The following is a 16,942-nucleotide window of genomic DNA, read 5'->3' as shown; positions in this document are numbered from 1 at the left end:
GCGTGGCTAAATTACGGATCTTCATCACATAAATTATTTTTTCACTATCTAAAATAATTCGCGGAAGTCTTAGTTTTTGAACTCTAACCCTTATCTGAATCGATTCGGTTCGCCAATACGATTCTCAGTACGACTGCCCGGCAGGCGTATTAATGATAATAAAAGGAGGTAGCAAGTGACCATTGCTATTGTCATAGGCACACATGGTTGGGCTGCTGAGCAGCTACTCAAAACGGCAGAGATGCTGTTGGGCGAGCAGGAAAACGTCGGCTGGATCGATTTCGTTCCCGGTGAAAACGCCGAGACGCTGATTGAGAAGTACAACGCTCAACTCGCGAAGCTGGATACCAGCAAGGGCGTGCTGTTTCTCGTTGATACATGGGGCGGCAGCCCGTTCAATGCTGCCAGCCGCATTGTCGTCGATAAAGAGCACTATGAAGTTGTCGCCGGGGTCAATATCCCCATGCTGGTGGAAACCTTCATGGCGCGCGACGACAATCCGTCTTTCGACGAGCTGGTGGCCCTGGCCGTTGAAACGGGCCGTGAAGGGGTGAAAGCCCTGAAAGCACAGCCGGTGGAAAAACCTGCCCCTGCGCCCGCAGCGGCACCGAAAGCGGCAGCGCCTGCAAAACCGATGGGTCCGAATGATTACATGGTGATTGGCCTTGCGCGTATTGATGACCGCCTCATCCACGGTCAGGTTGCCACGCGCTGGACCAAAGAGACCAACGTTCAACGCATTATCGTGGTCAGCGACGAAGTGGCCGCCGACACCGTTCGTAAAACCCTTCTGACTCAGGTTGCTCCGCCTGGCGTTACCGCGCACGTCGTGGATGTCGCCAAGATGATCCGCGTTTACAACAACCCGAAATATGCGGGCGAACGCGTAATGCTCCTGTTCACTAACCCGACAGACGTTGAGCGCATTGTTGAAGGCGGCGTGAAAATCACCTCCGTTAACATTGGTGGTATGGCCTTCCGTCAGGGCAAAACGCAGGTCAACAACGCCATTTCAGTTGATGCGAAAGATATCGAGGCATTCAACAAGCTGAATGCGCGCGGTATTGAGCTGGAAGCCCGTAAGGTTTCCACGGATCAAAAACTGAAAATGATGGATTTGATCGGCAAAGTTGGGAAATAAGCCCGCGCCGGTTCTCACATAAAGTTTATGTAATAGGAGAAGTGCAATGGAGATTACCACTCTTCAGATTGTACTGGTGTTCGTCGTCGCATGTATTGCGGGTATGGAATCCGTACTTGATGAATTTCAGTTCCACCGCCCTCTGGTGGCCTGTACGCTGATTGGGGCCGTTCTGGGTGACATGAAAACCGGTATCATCATCGGTGGTACCCTGGAAATGATCGCCCTGGGCTGGATGAACATCGGTGCGGCAGTTGCGCCTGATGCCGCGCTGGCCTCTATCATTTCGACCGTTCTGGTTATTGCCGGTCACCAGAGTATTGGTGCAGGTATCGCCCTGGCGATCCCGCTGGCAGCCGCAGGCCAGGTTCTGACCATCATTGTTCGTACTATCACCGTAGCCTTCCAGCACGCAGCGGATAAGGCCGCCGAAAACGGCAACCTCACGGCACTGTCGTGGATCCACGTTTCTTCCCTGTTCCTGCAGGCGATGCGTATCGCGATCCCGGCGGTTATCGTTGCGATCTCCGTCGGTACCAGTGAAGTCCAGAGCATGCTGAACGCCATTCCTGAAGTGGTCACCGGCGGTCTGAACATCGCGGGCGGCATGATCGTGGTCGTTGGTTATGCGATGGTCATCAACATGATGCGCGCAGGCTACCTGATGCCGTTCTTCTACCTCGGCTTCGTGACCGCGGCATTCACCAACTTCAACCTGGTTGCGCTGGGTGTGATTGGTGCGGTAATGGCGATTCTCTACATCCAGCTCAGCCCGAAATATAACCGCGTCGCGGGTGCCCCAGCGCAGGCTGCTGGTAACAACGATCTCGATAACGAACTGGACTAACAGGTGAGCGACATGGTTGATATGACAAAAACTACCACCGAGAAAAAACTCACTCCGGGTGATATTCGTGGCGTGTTCATCCGTTCTAACCTGTTTCAGGGTTCATGGAACTTCGAACGTATGCAGGCGCTGGGTTTCTGCTTCTCCATGGTACCGGCGATCAAACGCCTGTATCCGGAAAATAACGAAGCGCGCCGTCAGGCCATCAAGCGTCACCTGGAATTCTTTAACACCCATCCTTACGTTGCGGCCCCCGTTCTGGGCGTAACGCTGGCGATGGAAGAGCAGCGTGCGAACGGTGCAGAGATTGACGACGGTGCCATCAACGGTATCAAAGTCGGCCTGATGGGCCCGTTGGCCGGCGTCGGTGACCCGATCTTCTGGGGTACCGTTCGTCCGGTCTTCGCGGCGCTGGGTGCCGGTATCGCGATGAGCGGCAGCCTGCTTGGCCCTCTGCTGTTCTTCATCCTGTTCAACGCCGTGCGTCTGCTGACCCGTTACTACGGTGTGGCCTACGGCTACCGTAAAGGGGTGGACATCGTTAAGGACATGGGAGGCGGCTTCCTGCAGAAGCTGACTGAGGGGGCGTCAATCCTCGGCCTGTTTGTCATGGGGGCACTGGTTAACAAGTGGACGCACGTGAACATCCCGCTGGTGGTATCGACCATCACCGGACAGGATGGTCAGACTCGCGTCACCACCGTGCAGACGATTCTGGACCAGCTGATGCCGGGCCTGGTCCCGCTGCTGTTGACCTTCGCCTGTATGTGGCTGCTGCGTAAGAAAGTGAACCCGCTGTGGATTATCGTTGGCTTCTTCGTCATCGGTATCGCGGGTTACGCCGTCGGCCTGCTGGGTCTGTAATGCAATAACGTTAGACGCCGGGGGCTTGCCCCCGGTTTTTTATTGGTTATCTGGAGGAAGAATGACTGTCACGGACATCGTACTGGTTTTATTTATTATTGCCCTTCTGGCTTATGCGATCTATGACGAGTTAATCATGCCGCGCCGTCACGGCGAGACGCTGCTCTCCCTTCCCCTGCTACGACGCGGGCGCGTGGATGCCTTTATCTTCGTGGGCCTCATCGCCATTCTTATTTACAATAACGTCACCAGCCATGGTGCATTATTAACCACATGGTTATTATGTGCGCTGGCATTAATGGCGATTTATCTGTTCTGGATTCGCACGCCGAAAATCATTTTTAAATCCCACGGATTCTTCTTCGCCAATGTATGGATAGAATATAACCGTATTAAAGAAATGAATTTATCCGAGGACGGCGTACTGGTGATGCAATTAGAACAACGCCGCCTGCTTATTCGGGTGAAGAATATTGATGACCTGGAAAAGATATACAAGTTACTTGTTAAAACTCAATGAGTTAGCAATATAGCAATGGCTATAACTTGTCTTTATTTTGCGCAAGCAACATAGCCAAAGCTATATCCCCACCGCTAATTTGAATGCTATTTGTTAACGATATTTTCACGCTTAAAGACAAATGAAAATCGTTATCAACAAACGATTTAAATAATGCCTCTTCATTGTTGTTTTATATTCTCAAAATATGTTAAGGTTGCGCCCGTCGTTGGGGAGTAGCCGATTTCCTGTTCGCAGGAAATGTACGTGTCAACATACTCGTTGAAAAACGTGGCACGTACGGATCGCTTACCGCATGTCTTATGTGCGTTGCGATCAGGCGAGACCATAGATACATCAACTGCTTTTTACTGGGGGCAGTGATGTGTCATATGGATATCCCCGGTCTGGACGCTGTTATGAATATCTCCGCTACGATCCTTCTCGCTTTTGGCATGTCCATGGACGCATTCGCTGCTTCCATCGGAAAAGGCGCCACGCTCCACAAACCTAAATTCTCAGAAGCTCTGCGTACCGGCCTGATTTTTGGCGCTATCGAAACGCTGACCCCGCTTCTCGGCTGGGGACTTGGCATGCTCGCCAGCCAGTTCGTGCTGGAGTGGAACCACTGGATTGCCTTCGTCCTGCTGGTGTTTCTCGGTGGCCGAATGGTCATTGAAGGTTTTCGCGGCGGCGATGATGAAGACGAGGAGCCGCAGCACCGCCACGGCTTCTGGCTGCTGGTCACCACGGCCATTGCCACCAGCCTTGATGCGATGGCCGTCGGCGTCGGTCTGGCATTTTTGCAGGTCAATATTATCGCCACCGCGCTGGCTATTGGCTGTGCAACCCTGATTATGTCCACGCTGGGCATAATGGTCGGACGGTTTATCGGCCCGCTGCTGGGTAAACGCGCCGAGATCCTCGGGGGGATTGTGCTGATTGGCATTGGTGCCCAGATCCTCTGGGCACACTTTGCCGGTTAATCTTCGCGCTGCCAGACGTGGATGCTAAAGTCCGTCTGGCAGCGAAATGTTGAGTGTGCCGCTAACGTTTCCCATACCTCAGGTTTTGCCCGCCACGCGAACGGCGTCATCTGCAATAACGCGACGGCCTCTTCCCCTTTCAGCTTCATTTCGTACGCCACCGATTCCGCCTGCTTCAGGGTAAAACCGGCCAGCTGTTCAGAATGAGGGGCATGGAGACGCACTTCGTCGTAGATCAGCCCTTTCAGCTCCATCAGATGACGCGGGCCAGGCGTTACGGTGACCACCCATCCGCCCGGTTTCACGACGCGCGCCAGCTCCTCCGCCTTACACGGCGCGTAGATGCGGATAACCGCGTCCATGCTGGCATCGTCAAACGGCAGCCGGTGGCTGGACGCCACGCAGAACGTCACGTCGGTATAACGTTTTGCCGCCGCGCGAATGGCCACTTTCGACACGTCCAGACCGAATGTCTGTGCGCCCTTCTCACGAGCAACCTCCGCAAACCGTGCGGTGTAGTACCCTTCCCCACAGCCGATATCGAGCATGGCGGTGGCGGAAGCAGGCAGAATGTCATTCAGCCTCTGCGCGACGGTCTCCCGCAGCGGCAGATAGTGCCCGGCATCGAGAAACGCGCGGCGCGCCCGCATCATCTCTGCACTGTCGCCAGGATCGCGCGAGCGCTTATGCTGCACCGGCAGAAGATTCACGTAGCCTTCTTTTGCCCGGTCAAACTGATGCCCCTGCGGACAGGTATAACGTTTATCTGAGTGCGTCAGGGGGGCGTGGCAAAGGGGACAGCTGAAGGACATGGCAACTCCGGAGCATAATCAAAGGGCGAAGTGTACCGCTATTCGCCCCTGTTATAAACGCCCGGTTAGCGCATGACGATAAGGTGATCGGACCCCGCTGGTAATCCGTCAGGTTTGATATTCTCCAGACGCAGCACGTTACCCATAATCTCGCTGAAGACAGGCGCAGAGACGGCACCGCCGTAGTAGGCCCCGTTTTGCGGATCGTTAATCACCACCACCAGAGCAAAACGCGGATTGCTGGCAGGCGCAACGCCCGCGGTGTAGGCGACGTATTTATCGACATACTTCCCGCTATCGTCAATTTTCTTCGCCGTGCCGGTTTTCACCGCCACCCGGTAATCACGCACGGCAGCCTTAACGCCACCGCCGCCCGGCAGCGCAACGCTCTCCATCATGTGCTCCACTTCGTGCGCAATCTCTTCCGGCATGACGCGGTGCCCGATAACGGGGGGATCGATGCGGGTGATGGAGAGAGGACGCTCAAGCCCGAACCCACCAATCGTGGCGTAGACGTGGGCCAGCTGGAGCGGCGTGACCATCAGCCCGTAGCCGAAGGCAAAGGTCGCGCGATCGAGCTGGCTCCAGTATTTACGCTGTGGCAACAGCCCTGAACTTTCCCCCGTTAAGCCAAGCCCCGTATTGGTGCCAAAACCAAAGTTTCGATAGGTGTCAATAAGGTGCTGAACGGGCATCGCCAGAGAAAGCCGGGAAACGCCGGTGTCGCTCGATTTTTGCAGGATCCCGGTCATCGTCAGCTCAGGGTAATAGCCCACGTCGCGAATGCGATGCCCGTCAAGGGTATACGGATGGGTGTCAATCACGCTATCCGGCTGGACCAGGCCCTGCTGCAGGGCCGTCATCAGCACCAGCGGCTTGACGGTCGAACCGGGTTCGAACGTATCGCTGATCGCGCGGTTGCGGAAATCGTTTATCGTCGCGCCTTCCCGATTATTGGGATTGAAATCCGGATAGCTCGCCATCGCGAGTATTTCCCCGGTTGGGATATTAATTAATACCGATGCCCCCGACTCGGCCTTGTTCCAGGCCACGGCATTGTCGAGCGCATCTTCGGTGATGGTTTGCAGCCGCTCGTCAATACTTAACTGAATGTTATGCGCCGGTGAGGGCGCGATTTCAGTCAGGTTTTCAACCACGCGCCCGTAGCGATCTTCCCTCACCTGACGCACGCCCGGCTTGCCGGTGAGTTGGGCGTTGAAGCTCTTTTCCACACCTTCAATGCCCTGCCCGTCAATATTGGTGAAACCAATCAGGTTCGCTGCCACATGGCCAGCAGGATAAAAACGGCGGGACTCGTCGCGTAAATTGATGCCGGGCAGATTCAGTTTATCGATCCACTTTGCCTGTGCCGGATCGACCTGGCGGGCAAGGTAAATAAAACGCCCCTGCGGGTTGGCGTTGATGCGTGCCGAGAGCGTGCCGAGGGAGAGATGCAGCGCGCTGGCCAGCGCCTGCCAGCGCTCATCAAGGCTGACGCCCCCTTTTGCCAGCACCGTCTTAGGATCGGCCCAGACGGCCTGGACAGGCACGCTCACCGCCAGAGGGCGGGCCTGGCGATCCATTATCATGCCGCGCGGCGCATCAATCGCCAGCTGGCGGAGGGATCGCATATCTTCCTGCTTCACCAGATTGTCAGGCTTAATGATTTGCAGCCAGGCAACGCGGCCCAGCAGAAAAGCCAGACTACAAAAAATAGCTAAACAGAGCAGCACAAAACGCGCCGGCGTGAAATTTCCGACGGTCGCTATCGATTTCTTCTTCACCTGAACCCCAGGGCTGTAAAACAACGCACTGATTTAACGGGAAAAGATGGGTTTAGGGTGGCAAAACAGTGCTACTAACCTCGCAGCTTTGCAACAAGTTACTAACAAGACCGTGGATGGTAATATTTTGAAAGATAAGGGACATAAAAAAGCCCCGCGACAGGCGAGGCTTTATGTCTGAGAGTGAAGTGCAGGGCACTTCAGTCAGCAGCGGTTCGATCAGATAGCAGTTACGTTAACTGCAGCTGGGCCTTTCTGGCCGTCCTGAATTTCGAACTCAACGTTCTGGCCTTCAGCCAGAGTTTTGAAGCCGTTACCCTGGATTGCAGAGAAGTGTACGAACACGTCTTTGCTGCCGTCAGCAGGAGTAATGAAACCAAAACCTTTAGACTCGTTGAACCACTTAACTTGACCTTTAATCTTTGCCATTTTGCAAAATTCCTTAGAGTGTTTTCTTAGCCCGCAGGCATTAACTGAGATAAAACTGAGACATTACTGCATGAGGCACTAATATAAGGTTCGGCAGAGAAGCGGTATTCAACGACAACGTGTTTACTCAGGACTTCTTTACTGAAAATGCCACACATAAACAGAACTGTACCTCGTTTGACCCAAAACGTGTTATCACACACTATGTTTAATATGGCAAGCCATTTTTAAACATGTCTCGATCCGCCGCACAAATTCGAACAGTGCCTGTCAGGTTTTGCACAATTATGCGCATCGCGTACAGACAGCCCTGCTGCGTAACAAAGACCCAGCATTGCTTGCACAACCGCTGTAATCTAAGACTTTTTTAACATAGCTCATTCATTACGAACCGTCCAGCAACCAGGAAAAGAAATCTTTCGTCCTGATTGAGTTAGAACAATTTGTGAAAAGTTATGCTTAAATCATTGTAACGCGACCAAATTGTTTCAGAGAAAAAACACTGTTAAAAACCCGCTTCCATCTGTATTAAAATGCACCAGCGAATAAACAGCGTTATGCACCAAAATAATGAAATTTTTATGACTCTGCATCAAAAGAAGGCAAGCAAAACGTTTCGATAAAAATAAAACATTCCCAGGCGCGTTTACATCAAGAATATATGCAATAATTTATCGCTTCGTTTAGAAGGATAAATATTCACCAATTTTCAGTATCCTGAAAGAATGATTAACTGGTGCTAAATTATCGAGCGCGTCAGTTAACTCCTGCACAGGTTCATCTAAAGCTTCATCTGCCAGTTCAAACACGCCCCAGTGAATTGGAAACGCCAGAGGGCAACCCAACTGCTGCCACAATGCCACCGCTGATTGCGGATCCATATGATGAACAGCCATGAACCATCGTGGGGCATAGGCACCAATCGGCAACGCGGCGGCATCTATCTGACCCAGGCGTTCAGGAATCAACAACAGCTCAGGCGAATAGCCGGTATCACCGCTGAACCAGAAACGGTGATGCCGTCCTTCCATCACCCAGCCGCACCATAAGGAACGATTGCGGTTCCATGGCGTGCGCATGCTCCAGTGCTGTGCCGGCACGGCGGTCAGCGTCATCCCCTGCCAGGTGAAACTCTGCCACCAGTCGAGTTCGACCACGCGTTTCGCTCCCCGGCGACGAAACCAGTCGGCCAGGCCCAACGGAACGAAACAACAGACGTCGGGAAAGCGCTTGAGGATTCTGCGAATGGTTGCGTCATCAAGATGATCGTAATGATTATGGGAGATGACAACCGCATCAAGCTGATGAAGTTGCTCGACAGACAGTACGGGAGGCGTTTTGCGCTGGGGTCCCAGGAAAGGCAGCGGAGAAGCACGTCGTGAAAACACCGGATCGGTAAGGATGATATTGCCGTCCAGCTGCAGCAACACGCTCGCGTGTCCGAGCCACCACACCCCATCTTCATGAGATTGCGCCAGCTCAACGGGTTTCCACCACTGGCGGATGAAATCGTCATAACCCAGCGCGGGCGGCTTCGGTAAACCGGCCTCTTTGCGCGCTTTACGCCAACGGTCAAGGTCACCGGGTTGATGTCCGACAGGAAGGGTATTACGAAAACCGTTCGGGGTATGATGTTTCAGGGAGGGGTCATACCAGGGATTTTTCCAGACCACAGCCACCTCCCAGGACAAAAAAGATTAACGCTCAGCCACCAGGCGGATAAAGTCGTCTTCGTCTTTGTTATCTTCAGCGACCGCGTCTTTCGGCGCGTCTTTCTCTTCCGGTTCGTTAGCCTCGCAAAGACGGCGTAGCAATGCATTCTGGCGTTTTTGCTGATCGAGCAGCGCTTCCAGCAGTTCGATCTGCTCATTTGTACGCGAACTGGCCCGATTCACGAAAAACCAGATGACCAGCCCCACAAGCAGAACCACCAAAGAAATCATCAGGGATGCCATATTCAGCAGCCCTGAATTCAGTAACTCACCCATTTCACCACCTCAATAAAAACGTCTATTTTACCACTGGCGTGAAGGAAGGAAATCACGTTGAGAAAAAATGTGTATTACCACGGAATAAATTTGTTGATTGCGCAAACGCCGCTAAAAAACTGTACATCCTGATCGCACATCACATTGATCGTCTGCGTCCATAACACCACGCACGCTATCAGTACGATAATCAGAATTACCCAGCGTATTTTTTTCACTCCACACTCCGTCTAAGGACCTGATGTAACGAGATTATCACGCTTATCTTAAACAAGGGCTAACTGCGCCTCCATCGCGGTTTTTAAGAATGCTGCACTTGTTTCATTGCGTAAACACGTTACGCTAGCATTACGATAACAACGATAAAAGAGGTAATAATGCGATTCATCATTCGAACAATTATTGCACTGGCCCTTGTCTGGATTGGCCTCCTGTTAACGGGCTATGGTGTGCTTGTGGGGAGCACCGAAAACGCAGCCGGGTTAGGCATTCAGTGTAAATACCTAACCGCACAAGGAATGAGCACCGCCCAGTATCTGCATACTGACAGCGGGATCATTGGCTTAACCCAATGTCCTGTACTGCGTAAAACCTCCGTCGTGATTGATAACGGCTAATCAGCCTGGTTCATGAGGCATAAAAAACGCCGCATCAGATGCGGCGTTTTTTCATTTCAGCAGGGATTAAAACGGGTAGTCGTGATAGCCCATCTGTTCAGAAATTTTACGTGCGGCAGTGTGCAGAATAGTCACATACTCATGCAGACGCTCTTCGGAGAAGCGTAAGGTTGGGAAAGAGATACTTAAGCCCGCAATCACCACCCCAAAGCGGTCAAATACCGGGACGCCGATACAGCGCAGCCCCTCTTCCTGCTCTTCGTTATCTTCGCCATACCCTTGCTCGCGCACGCGGTCGAGCACCGTCAGCAGCGCTTCCGTACTGGTAATGGTTCGTTCCGTGCTGCGCTTGTATTCCACGCCTTCGAGGATCTGCTCCACTTCCTCGCGATCGCGCCACGCCAGCAGAACCTTACCAATCGCGGTACTGTAGAGCGGGTTGCGGCGCCCAATGCGCGAATACATGCGCAGATTGTACATGGAGTCGATTTTATGGATGTAAACGATGCTGTCTTCATCCAGCGCACCGAGATGAATGGTCTCTTTGGTCAGGCGAGAGATTTCACGCATCTGAATGTCCGCGCTGCGGATCAGGTCAACATTTTGTAGCGCACGCGCACCTAATTCAAACAGCTTCAGCGTCAGAGAATATTTTTCAGATTCGCCTTCCTGCGCAACGTAACCCAATGATTTCATGGTTTGCAAAAAGCGATAAACGGTGCTTTTTGACATCATCACGCGCTGTGACAGCTCTGTAATACCTATTTCACGCTCTTCTCCAAGCGCCTGTAAGATGCCAAACACCTTCAGCACGGAAGAAACAGAATCTGGTTGTTTATCCAAATCCGCAATAGCCATTTACCACCTCATAGCGAGTGTTTTATAAAAATCAGAACTGGTTTTTATTATAAGTTCCCGTCATGTCAGCTGCAATCAATCCGCGTTTACTTCGTTACAAATCTGCGACATATCGCGGCTGTAACAATGCTAAAATAGTTACCCTGAAAATAATTTCACGCTGAGCTTTTTACTCCTGATGGAAAAGAATCTTTCCGATGGCCTGCCATTACCCCAGCGGTATGGCGCAATAGCGACCATCATTATCGGTATCTCCATGGCCGTCCTTGACGGCGCGATTGCCAACGTTGCCCTGCCAACCATCGCCAGCGACCTGCATGCCTCACCCGCCAGTTCGATTTGGATTGTTAACGCCTACCAGATTGCGATTGTGGTTTCACTGCTCTCGTTCTCTTTCCTGGGCGATATGTTCGGTTACCGCCGGGTGTATCAGTGTGGCCTGGTGGTTTTCACGTTTACCTCCCTGTTCTGCGCCCTTTCAGATTCACTGCATACCCTGACGCTGGCGCGCATCGCCCAGGGTTTTGGCGGCGCGGCGTTGATGAGCGTAAACACGGCGCTGATCCGCTTGATTTATCCCCAGCGCCATCTGGGGCGCGGCATGGGGATAAACTCGTTTATTGTGGCCGTCTCTTCTGCCGCCGGGCCAACCATTGCGGCGGCGATCCTTTCCGTCGCGTCATGGCAATGGCTGTTCGCCATTAACGTGCCGCTGGGTATCCTCGCCATCTTCTTTGCCCTGCGCTTTCTTCCCGCTAACTGTCCCAAAATCAGCATGCCGCGCTTCGACGTGACGAGTGCGGTGATGAATGCCCTGACCTTCGGCCTGCTGATTACGGCGCTGAGCGGCTTTGCGCAAGGACAATCGCTGATGCTTACCGGCGCGGAGCTCATCGCCCTGCTGGCGATCGGCTTCTTCTTTGTTCGCCGCCAGCTCACCCTCCCCGCGCCTTTGCTGCCCGTTGATCTGCTGCGTATTCCCCTCTTTTCGCTCTCCATTTGCACGTCCGTCTGCTCTTTTTGCGCCCAGATGCTGGCTCTGGTTTCTCTGCCCTTCTTTCTGCAGAGCGTGGTAGGCCGGTCAGAAGTGGAGACCGGACTGCTGCTCACCCCCTGGCCGCTGGCGACCATGGTGATGGCCCCGCTGGCAGGTTACTTAATTGAACGCGTTCATGCCGGTTTACTCGGGGCGCTGGGGCTGGCGGTGATGGCGACAGGCCTTTTCGCACTGGCATTGCTGCCCTCGTCGCCTTCCGATCTGGACATTATCTGGCGCATGATCCTCTGCGGCGCGGGGTTTGGGCTGTTCCAGTCCCCCAATAACCACACCATTATCACCTCAGCGCCGCGACATCGTAGCGGAGGGGCCAGCGGCATGTTGGGAACCGCGCGTCTCCTTGGGCAAAGCACCGGTGCGGCGCTGGTCGCCCTGATGTTTAACCTCGCAGGCCAGAACGGCAACCATGTTGCCCTCCTCACCGCCGGTGTGCTTGCCGCCCTCGCGGCCATCGTCAGCGGCCTTCGGGTGACCCAGCCCAGGGTTCAGGCATAAAAAAAGCCGGGCGGAGTGTTCTCCTGCCCGGCTTATTGTGTTTTGTTGCGTTACTTCAGGTATTCCCCACTGCGCAGCGCTTCAATACGTTTATCCAGCGGCGGGTGAGACATAAACAGCTCGCTCAGCGATTTGGATTTACCGTTAATGCAGAAGGCCATCATGCTGTTCGCTTCCTGCGGCTCGTAGGAGGTTTTCAGACGCTGCAGCGCGGCAATCATCTTCTCGCGACCAACCAGCTTCGCAGAACCGGCATCCGCGTGGAATTCACGGTGGCGGGAGAACCACATCGTGATGATGCTCGCCAGAATACCGAATACCAGTTCCAGCACCATCGACACGGCAAAATAGATCAGCGGGTTGCCGTTGCTCTCTTCGCCTTCGTCACGGTTGCCGCCCATGAAGCCAGCGGCAATCTGCGCCAGAATGCGGGAGATAAAGATCACGAAGGTGTTTACCACGCCCTGAATCAGGGTCATGGTCACCATGTCACCGTTTGCGATATGGCTGATTTCGTGGGCGATAACCGCTTCGGCTTCGTCACGGCTCATGTTCTGCAGCAGTCCGGTGCTAACAGCGACCAGTGACGCATCGCGGCGGGCACCCGTGGCGAACGCGTTGATGTCCGGAGCATGGTAAATGGCCACCTGCGGCATGGCGATCCCGACCTGACGGGACTGCTGAGCCACCGTATTCATCAGCCACTGTTCCATATCGTTACGCGGCTGTTCAATAACCTCTCCCCCTACCGATTTCAATGCCATCCACTTCGACATCAGCAGGGAGATGAACGAGCCACCAAAACCAAACAGCAGCGCCATAATCAACAGACCCTGAACGCTGCTCGACTGAATTCCTGTCAGGCTTAGCACGAGCCCGAAAACCACCATCACCGCCAGGTTGGTGAGCAGGAAGAGCGCGATTCGCATCATAATTTTCTTTTTACCTCAGTTTAACAAAACGCACTATGCGATTACCCACATCGTATGGGTATTGCGGCTATTTTCAAGCATCCGGCGGGCGTAAGTCACCAGAAAGACACAACTTTACACAATTGAAAATCTGGCTGACGGAAGGATGAAGAACAAAAAGAAACAGGCACAATCTCTTGTGCCTGTTGGGAGGTTATTTTGCCGGAGCGGGCTGTACGGCAGGTTTCTCTTTTTCCTGATTCGCCAGGTCGAGCGCGATATGCACCGTCTCGTCGAGATACGGATCCGGCTCCTGGTAATCTTTTGGCAGATCGTCCAGTTTTTTGAGCAGAGGTTTACCTTCACGCTTGAAGCGATCGTTGATACGCGCCAGGCGGGTTGCATCATCTTCGTTGTTCTCTTTTTCACGCTGAGCGTAGTTCAGAGAAACGATATTCCGCTTATCTTTCAGGGCATTGAATCGGGCAATATCCTTCAGGATGTACTGGAACTCCGGATCTTTCGCGATGCGGTCGTTATGCGCCTTCAGCAGCTCAGGGCCAAATTGCGTCATATCACCCGCTTTCACGTAGGTCGCGGCATTGATGCTGTCCCACGGCAACGCGTTATCTTCAAACTTCTCGCCGGTTTCCGTCTCCTGAGTGCCTGTCGGCATGATGATATCCGGCGTGACACCCTTACGCTGCGTACTGCCGCCGTTTACGCGGTAGAATTTCTGAATGGTGTACTGAACCGAGCCCAGTGCAGGCCATTCCGGACGCAGCATTTGATCGTAAATCCGATTCAGAGAGCGGTACTGCTGAACGGTGCCTTTACCGAAGGTTGGCTCACCGACGATCAGCGCGCGGCCGTAGTCCTGCATGGCAGCGGCGAAGATCTCAGATGCAGATGCACTGAAGCGGTCAACCAGAACCACCAGCGGGCCTTTGTAGTAGACCACACCGTCATTGTCCGCATCTTCTCGCACTTTACCGTTGTTATCGCGCACCTGAACCACCGGGCCAGATGGGATGAACAGGCCAGAGAGTGAAACCGCTTCCGTCAGCGCCCCGCCGCCGTTACTGCGCAGGTCGATGATGATGCTGCTGACGTTCTGCTTTTCAAGTTTCTGCAGCTGAACTTTCACATCGTCAGTCAACCCGACGTAGAAGCCAGGAATATCCAGGACGCCCACCTTCTCTTTACCCACGGTTTTCACCGACATTTTCACCGCGCGATCTTCCAGACGGATACGCTCACGGGTCAGGGTAACGATACGGGTTTTGGTGCCTTTTCCGGCTGGCAGAATTTCCAGACGAACCTTGCTGCCCTTCGGACCTTTGATCAGCGCAACCACGTCATCAAGACGCCAGCCGATCACATCGACCATGTTCTGGCCGGTTTGTCCCACACCCACAATGCGATCGCCTACGCTAATGGCTTTGCTTTTGGATGCCGGGCCACCCGCGACCATCGAATTGATCACCGTATAATCATCGTCCATCTGCAGCACCGCGCCGATACCTTCCAGAGACAGGCTCATTTCGGTATTAAACTGCTCGGTGTTGCGAGGTGAGAGATAGTTGGTGTGCGGATCGATTTCGTGCGCAAAGGCCGTCATGGCCAGTGAGAAAACATCCTCACTGTTGGTCTGTGCCAGGCGACGAATGGCAAATTTGTAACGACGCGTCAGCGTGTCACGGATCTCTTTTTCGTCTTTGCCGGTGAGCTTAAGGCTCAGCTCGTCGTATTTCACTTTGCCGTCCCACAGCGCATTCAGCTCGGCTTCATCTTTTGGCCAGGGCGCTTTGCTGCGGTCCAGATTGAAGGTGTCGTTGCCGGTGAAGTCCATCGGACGTTCCAGCACTTTCAGCGCGTACTGATAGCGTTCGAAGCGGCGCTTTTGCGACAGGTTGTAGAGATCGTAGAAGAGATCCAGCTTACCTGACCGCAACTCGTCACCCACCTCGGATTTCCGCTTAGCGAACTGCTCGACATCGCTGGCGAGCAAAACGTTATGGCTGTAATCCAGCAAGTTCAGATAGCGGTCAAAGATTTTGGCCGAAAAGGCCTGATCGAGATCGAACTGACGATAGTGCGAACGGGTGAAACGTGAGGTCACGCGCTCGCTCACCGTCGCGTGCTGCGTCTCTTCCTTGAGTACCGGAATTTGATCAACACGCGTGATATCGTCCACTGCAAAGGCGTGACCTGTTATAGCAAACAGGCCCGCCAGCGCGGTGAGCTTAAAAAAAGTGTTCATGCCAGGCTTGGCCTCCGTTTCAGAACAACAAGTGTTCTGCGCGTACAATCATTGACATACCAGAAGTCAGCTGTACACGAACGCCATCTTTGGTGATTTCCAGTACGGTGGCGTCCATAGCATTGTTACCCGCTTTTACCTTCAGCGCCTGACCCACGCTCAGGGCGTTAATGTCAGAAACCGGCGTATGGCGCGGCTCTTCACGAGGCGCACGCGGGGCTTTTGCTGCTGGTTTGTCTGCACGCGGTTTGCGATCGTTATTATCGTGACGACGCGGCGCAGAGCGTGGTTTACGCTCACGACGAGGCGCTTCTTCCTGGCCGTTTGCCGCGGCGGCTTCGCGTTTTTTCGCTTGCTGTTCCGCACGTTGTGCCTGAACGCGTGCTTTGGCTTCTTCCAGCTGCTTGCGCGCGTGCTCAACGTGCTGCTCGTCCAGCTCACCGCAAGGGTTGCCGTCGAGATCCACGCGGGTCGCGCCAGGTTTGATACCGTACAGGTAACGCCAGCTCGAAGTATAAAGACGTAAGGCGGAACGCAGCTGAGTTTTGCTGAGGTTCATTTCCCCTTCAACACGCGCCACCAGATCCTGAAAAATACCGACTTTCAGGGGACGAGCTTCGCCTTCCGCGCTGAAGCACTGCGGGAAACGCTCGGCCAGAAATGCGATAACTTCTTTACTGCTATTCAACTTAGGTTGATTTTCCATGAAATTTCCTGATTACAACGGACGTTGCCAACAAGCGCAGGCATGAACAGGCGTCATTATAATGACGCTATCAGTAAATGCTACGTTATCCGTTGATTATCCTGCGACGCTCGCAAAGAATTTTTGATAATCGGTTGCTGCGAGTACGTTTTCCAGATTCGCCACCAACTCGCGCAGCCCCTGTTCGTCCTCGGTTGTAAAGCGACTGAAGACCGTACTGTCGATGTCCAGAACGCCAATAATCTGATTTTTGACCACCAGCGGCAGAACGATTTCAGAATTACTGGCGGCATCACAGGCGATGTGCCCGTCAAACGCATGAACGTCTTCCACACGCTGGACCTGATTCTCGGCCACCGCCGTGCCGCATACGCCACGCCCAACCGGGATACGCACGCAGGCCAGTTTGCCCTGGAACGGACCGAGCACCAGCGTTTCACCTTCCAGAAGGTAAAAGCCCGCCCAGTTCACGTCAGAGAGACGTTCAAACAGCAATGCGCTAGTATTTGCCAGAGTGGCTAAGAAGCTGGTCTCACCCGCCATCAATGCCTTAAAATCGCGGTTCAGATCCGCGTAGAATTCTGTTTTGTTCATTATTCAATCACTTAGTTGTCTTACAAAATTACCGCATAGCCTATTAAAATAAGCATTAAATGCGCTCATGCTCAAGATGAATCCGTTCATG

The 16,942-nt window shown here is 53.5% G+C and carries 18 protein-coding genes, 1 pseudogene and 1 riboswitch; of the genes and pseudogenes, 7 read left to right on the top strand and 12 right to left on the bottom strand.

What is annotated here, in order from left to right:
• The first annotated feature begins 175 nt into the window (after positions 1-175).
• The 5 genes from manX (at position 176) to mntP (ending at position 4,337) form a co-directional block, all read left to right on the top strand.
• Positions 176-1,141, top strand: coding sequence for a PTS mannose transporter subunit IIAB (manX, locus tag B498_RS15360; RefSeq protein ID WP_008500491.1), 966 nt, complete (start codon positions 176-178; stop codon positions 1,139-1,141).
• 46 nt (positions 1,142-1,187) lie between these two features.
• Positions 1,188-1,988, top strand: coding sequence for a PTS mannose transporter subunit IIC (manY, locus tag B498_RS15365; protein WP_008500490.1), 801 nt, complete (start codon positions 1,188-1,190; stop codon positions 1,986-1,988).
• Between the two features lie 12 nt (positions 1,989-2,000).
• The gene (locus tag B498_RS15370; RefSeq protein ID WP_006810994.1) at positions 2,001-2,852 is read left to right on the top strand and encodes a PTS mannose transporter subunit IID; all 852 of its coding nucleotides are present in this window, start codon (positions 2,001-2,003) and stop codon (positions 2,850-2,852) included.
• Between the two features lie 61 nt (positions 2,853-2,913).
• The gene (locus tag B498_RS15375; protein WP_008500489.1) at positions 2,914-3,372 is read left to right on the top strand and encodes a DUF986 family protein; all 459 of its coding nucleotides are present in this window, start codon (positions 2,914-2,916) and stop codon (positions 3,370-3,372) included.
• Positions 3,373-3,570: 198 nt separating this feature from the next.
• Positions 3,571-3,760, top strand: a riboswitch (yybP-ykoY riboswitch).
• 10 nt (positions 3,761-3,770) lie between these two features.
• Positions 3,771-4,337: a manganese efflux pump MntP gene (mntP, locus tag B498_RS15380; protein ID WP_008500488.1), complete on the top strand. Its 567-nt coding sequence runs from the start codon at positions 3,771-3,773 to the stop codon at positions 4,335-4,337.
• On the opposite strand, the gene rlmA is transcribed toward mntP, so the two are convergent.
• The 7 genes and pseudogenes from rlmA to mgrB all read right to left on the bottom strand — a co-directional run bounded on the left by rlmA (position 4,334) and on the right by mgrB (position 9,568).
• On the bottom strand, positions 4,334-5,149 hold the full coding sequence (rlmA, locus tag B498_RS15385; RefSeq protein WP_008500487.1) for a 23S rRNA (guanine(745)-N(1))-methyltransferase: 816 nt from the start codon (positions 5,147-5,149) through the stop codon (positions 4,334-4,336). The two genes, mntP and rlmA, sit on opposite strands and share 4 nt — an antisense overlap.
• 65 nt (positions 5,150-5,214) lie before the next feature.
• A complete protein-coding gene (ftsI, locus tag B498_RS15390; protein WP_008500486.1) occupies positions 5,215-6,933 on the bottom strand; it encodes a peptidoglycan glycosyltransferase FtsI in 1,719 nt (572 codons plus the stop codon).
• Between the two features lie 219 nt (positions 6,934-7,152).
• Positions 7,153-7,362, bottom strand: a complete 210-nt coding sequence (gene cspE / locus B498_RS15395) for a transcription antiterminator/RNA stability regulator CspE (RefSeq protein WP_001062678.1) — start codon at positions 7,360-7,362, stop codon at positions 7,153-7,155.
• 13 nt (positions 7,363-7,375) lie between these two features.
• Positions 7,376-7,520, bottom strand: a pseudogene (locus B498_RS0121290) (DUF2627 domain-containing protein).
• 525 nt (positions 7,521-8,045) lie between these two features.
• Entirely contained in the window at positions 8,046-9,035 is a 990-nt protein-coding gene (locus B498_RS15400; protein ID WP_008500485.1) for an MBL fold metallo-hydrolase, read from the bottom strand.
• Positions 9,036-9,059: 24 nt separating this feature from the next.
• Complete coding sequence (locus tag B498_RS15405) at positions 9,060-9,350, bottom strand: YebO family protein (RefSeq protein ID WP_008500484.1); 291 nt, start codon at positions 9,348-9,350, stop codon at positions 9,060-9,062.
• 74 nt (positions 9,351-9,424) lie between these two features.
• Positions 9,425-9,568, bottom strand: coding sequence for a PhoP/PhoQ regulator MgrB (mgrB, locus tag B498_RS0121285; protein ID WP_006175995.1), 144 nt, complete (start codon positions 9,566-9,568; stop codon positions 9,425-9,427).
• Positions 9,569-9,727: 159 nt separating this feature from the next.
• On the opposite strand from mgrB, the gene B498_RS15410 reads away from it, so the two are divergent.
• Positions 9,728-9,967: a YobH family protein gene (locus tag B498_RS15410; protein ID WP_008500483.1), complete on the top strand. Its 240-nt coding sequence runs from the start codon at positions 9,728-9,730 to the stop codon at positions 9,965-9,967.
• A 66-nt stretch (positions 9,968-10,033) separates the two neighbouring features.
• On the opposite strand, the gene kdgR is transcribed toward B498_RS15410, so the two are convergent.
• Positions 10,034-10,825, bottom strand: coding sequence for a DNA-binding transcriptional regulator KdgR (kdgR, locus tag B498_RS15415; RefSeq protein WP_008500482.1), 792 nt, complete (start codon positions 10,823-10,825; stop codon positions 10,034-10,036).
• A 178-nt stretch (positions 10,826-11,003) separates the two neighbouring features.
• On the opposite strand from kdgR, the gene B498_RS15420 reads away from it, so the two are divergent.
• Positions 11,004-12,377 carry an MFS transporter gene (locus tag B498_RS15420; protein WP_008500481.1) on the top strand — a complete coding sequence of 458 codons (1,374 nt, stop codon included), beginning with the start codon at positions 11,004-11,006 and terminating at the stop codon, positions 12,375-12,377.
• A gap of 50 nt (positions 12,378-12,427) precedes the next feature.
• Here the strand turns inward: B498_RS15420 and htpX are convergent, their stop codons facing one another.
• The 4 genes from htpX to B498_RS15440 all read right to left on the bottom strand — a co-directional run bounded on the left by htpX (position 12,428) and on the right by B498_RS15440 (position 16,851).
• Complete coding sequence (gene htpX, locus B498_RS15425) at positions 12,428-13,309, bottom strand: protease HtpX (protein ID WP_008500480.1); 882 nt, start codon at positions 13,307-13,309, stop codon at positions 12,428-12,430.
• Between the two features lie 193 nt (positions 13,310-13,502).
• Positions 13,503-15,551, bottom strand: coding sequence for a carboxy terminal-processing peptidase (gene prc / locus B498_RS15430; protein ID WP_008500478.1), 2,049 nt, complete (start codon positions 15,549-15,551; stop codon positions 13,503-13,505).
• Positions 15,552-15,570: 19 nt separating this feature from the next.
• Positions 15,571-16,257 carry an RNA chaperone ProQ gene (proQ, locus tag B498_RS15435; RefSeq protein WP_008500477.1) on the bottom strand — a complete coding sequence of 229 codons (687 nt, stop codon included), beginning with the start codon at positions 16,255-16,257 and terminating at the stop codon, positions 15,571-15,573.
• 96 nt (positions 16,258-16,353) lie between these two features.
• Entirely contained in the window at positions 16,354-16,851 is a 498-nt protein-coding gene (locus B498_RS15440) for a GAF domain-containing protein (protein WP_008500476.1), read from the bottom strand.
• Between the last annotated feature and the right edge of the window lie 91 nt (positions 16,852-16,942).

This window comes from Enterobacter sp. SST3 (assembly GCF_000286655.1).
Lineage (GTDB): Bacteria > Pseudomonadota > Gammaproteobacteria > Enterobacterales > Enterobacteriaceae > Enterobacter > Enterobacter roggenkampii.
This window is presented reverse-complemented; position numbering and strand designations above follow the sequence as displayed.

Bases quoted from the DNA above. Each gene is read 5' to 3' on its own strand.
- manY (WP_008500490.1), top strand. From the start codon at position 1,188: ATGGAGATTACCACTCTTCAGATTGTACTGGTGTTCGTCGTCGCATGT.
- B498_RS15370 (WP_006810994.1), top strand. From the start codon at position 2,001: ATGGTTGATATGACAAAAACTACCACCGAGAAAAAACTCACTCCGGGT.
- B498_RS15375 (WP_008500489.1), top strand. From the start codon at position 2,914: ATGACTGTCACGGACATCGTACTGGTTTTATTTATTATTGCCCTTCTG.
- mntP (WP_008500488.1), top strand. From the start codon at position 3,771: ATGAATATCTCCGCTACGATCCTTCTCGCTTTTGGCATGTCCATGGAC.
- rlmA (WP_008500487.1), bottom strand. From the start codon at position 5,149: ATGTCCTTCAGCTGTCCCCTTTGCCACGCCCCCCTGACGCACTCAGAT.
- cspE (WP_001062678.1), bottom strand. From the start codon at position 7,362: ATGGCAAAGATTAAAGGTCAAGTTAAGTGGTTCAACGAGTCTAAAGGT.
- B498_RS15405 (WP_008500484.1), bottom strand. From the start codon at position 9,350: ATGGGTGAGTTACTGAATTCAGGGCTGCTGAATATGGCATCCCTGATG.
- B498_RS15410 (WP_008500483.1), top strand. From the start codon at position 9,728: ATGCGATTCATCATTCGAACAATTATTGCACTGGCCCTTGTCTGGATT.
- kdgR (WP_008500482.1), bottom strand. From the start codon at position 10,825: ATGGCTATTGCGGATTTGGATAAACAACCAGATTCTGTTTCTTCCGTG.
- B498_RS15420 (WP_008500481.1), top strand. From the start codon at position 11,004: ATGGAAAAGAATCTTTCCGATGGCCTGCCATTACCCCAGCGGTATGGC.
- htpX (WP_008500480.1), bottom strand. From the start codon at position 13,309: ATGATGCGAATCGCGCTCTTCCTGCTCACCAACCTGGCGGTGATGGTG.
- prc (WP_008500478.1), bottom strand. From the start codon at position 15,551: ATGAACACTTTTTTTAAGCTCACCGCGCTGGCGGGCCTGTTTGCTATA.
- proQ (WP_008500477.1), bottom strand. From the start codon at position 16,257: ATGGAAAATCAACCTAAGTTGAATAGCAGTAAAGAAGTTATCGCATTT.
- B498_RS15440 (WP_008500476.1), bottom strand. From the start codon at position 16,851: ATGAACAAAACAGAATTCTACGCGGATCTGAACCGCGATTTTAAGGCA.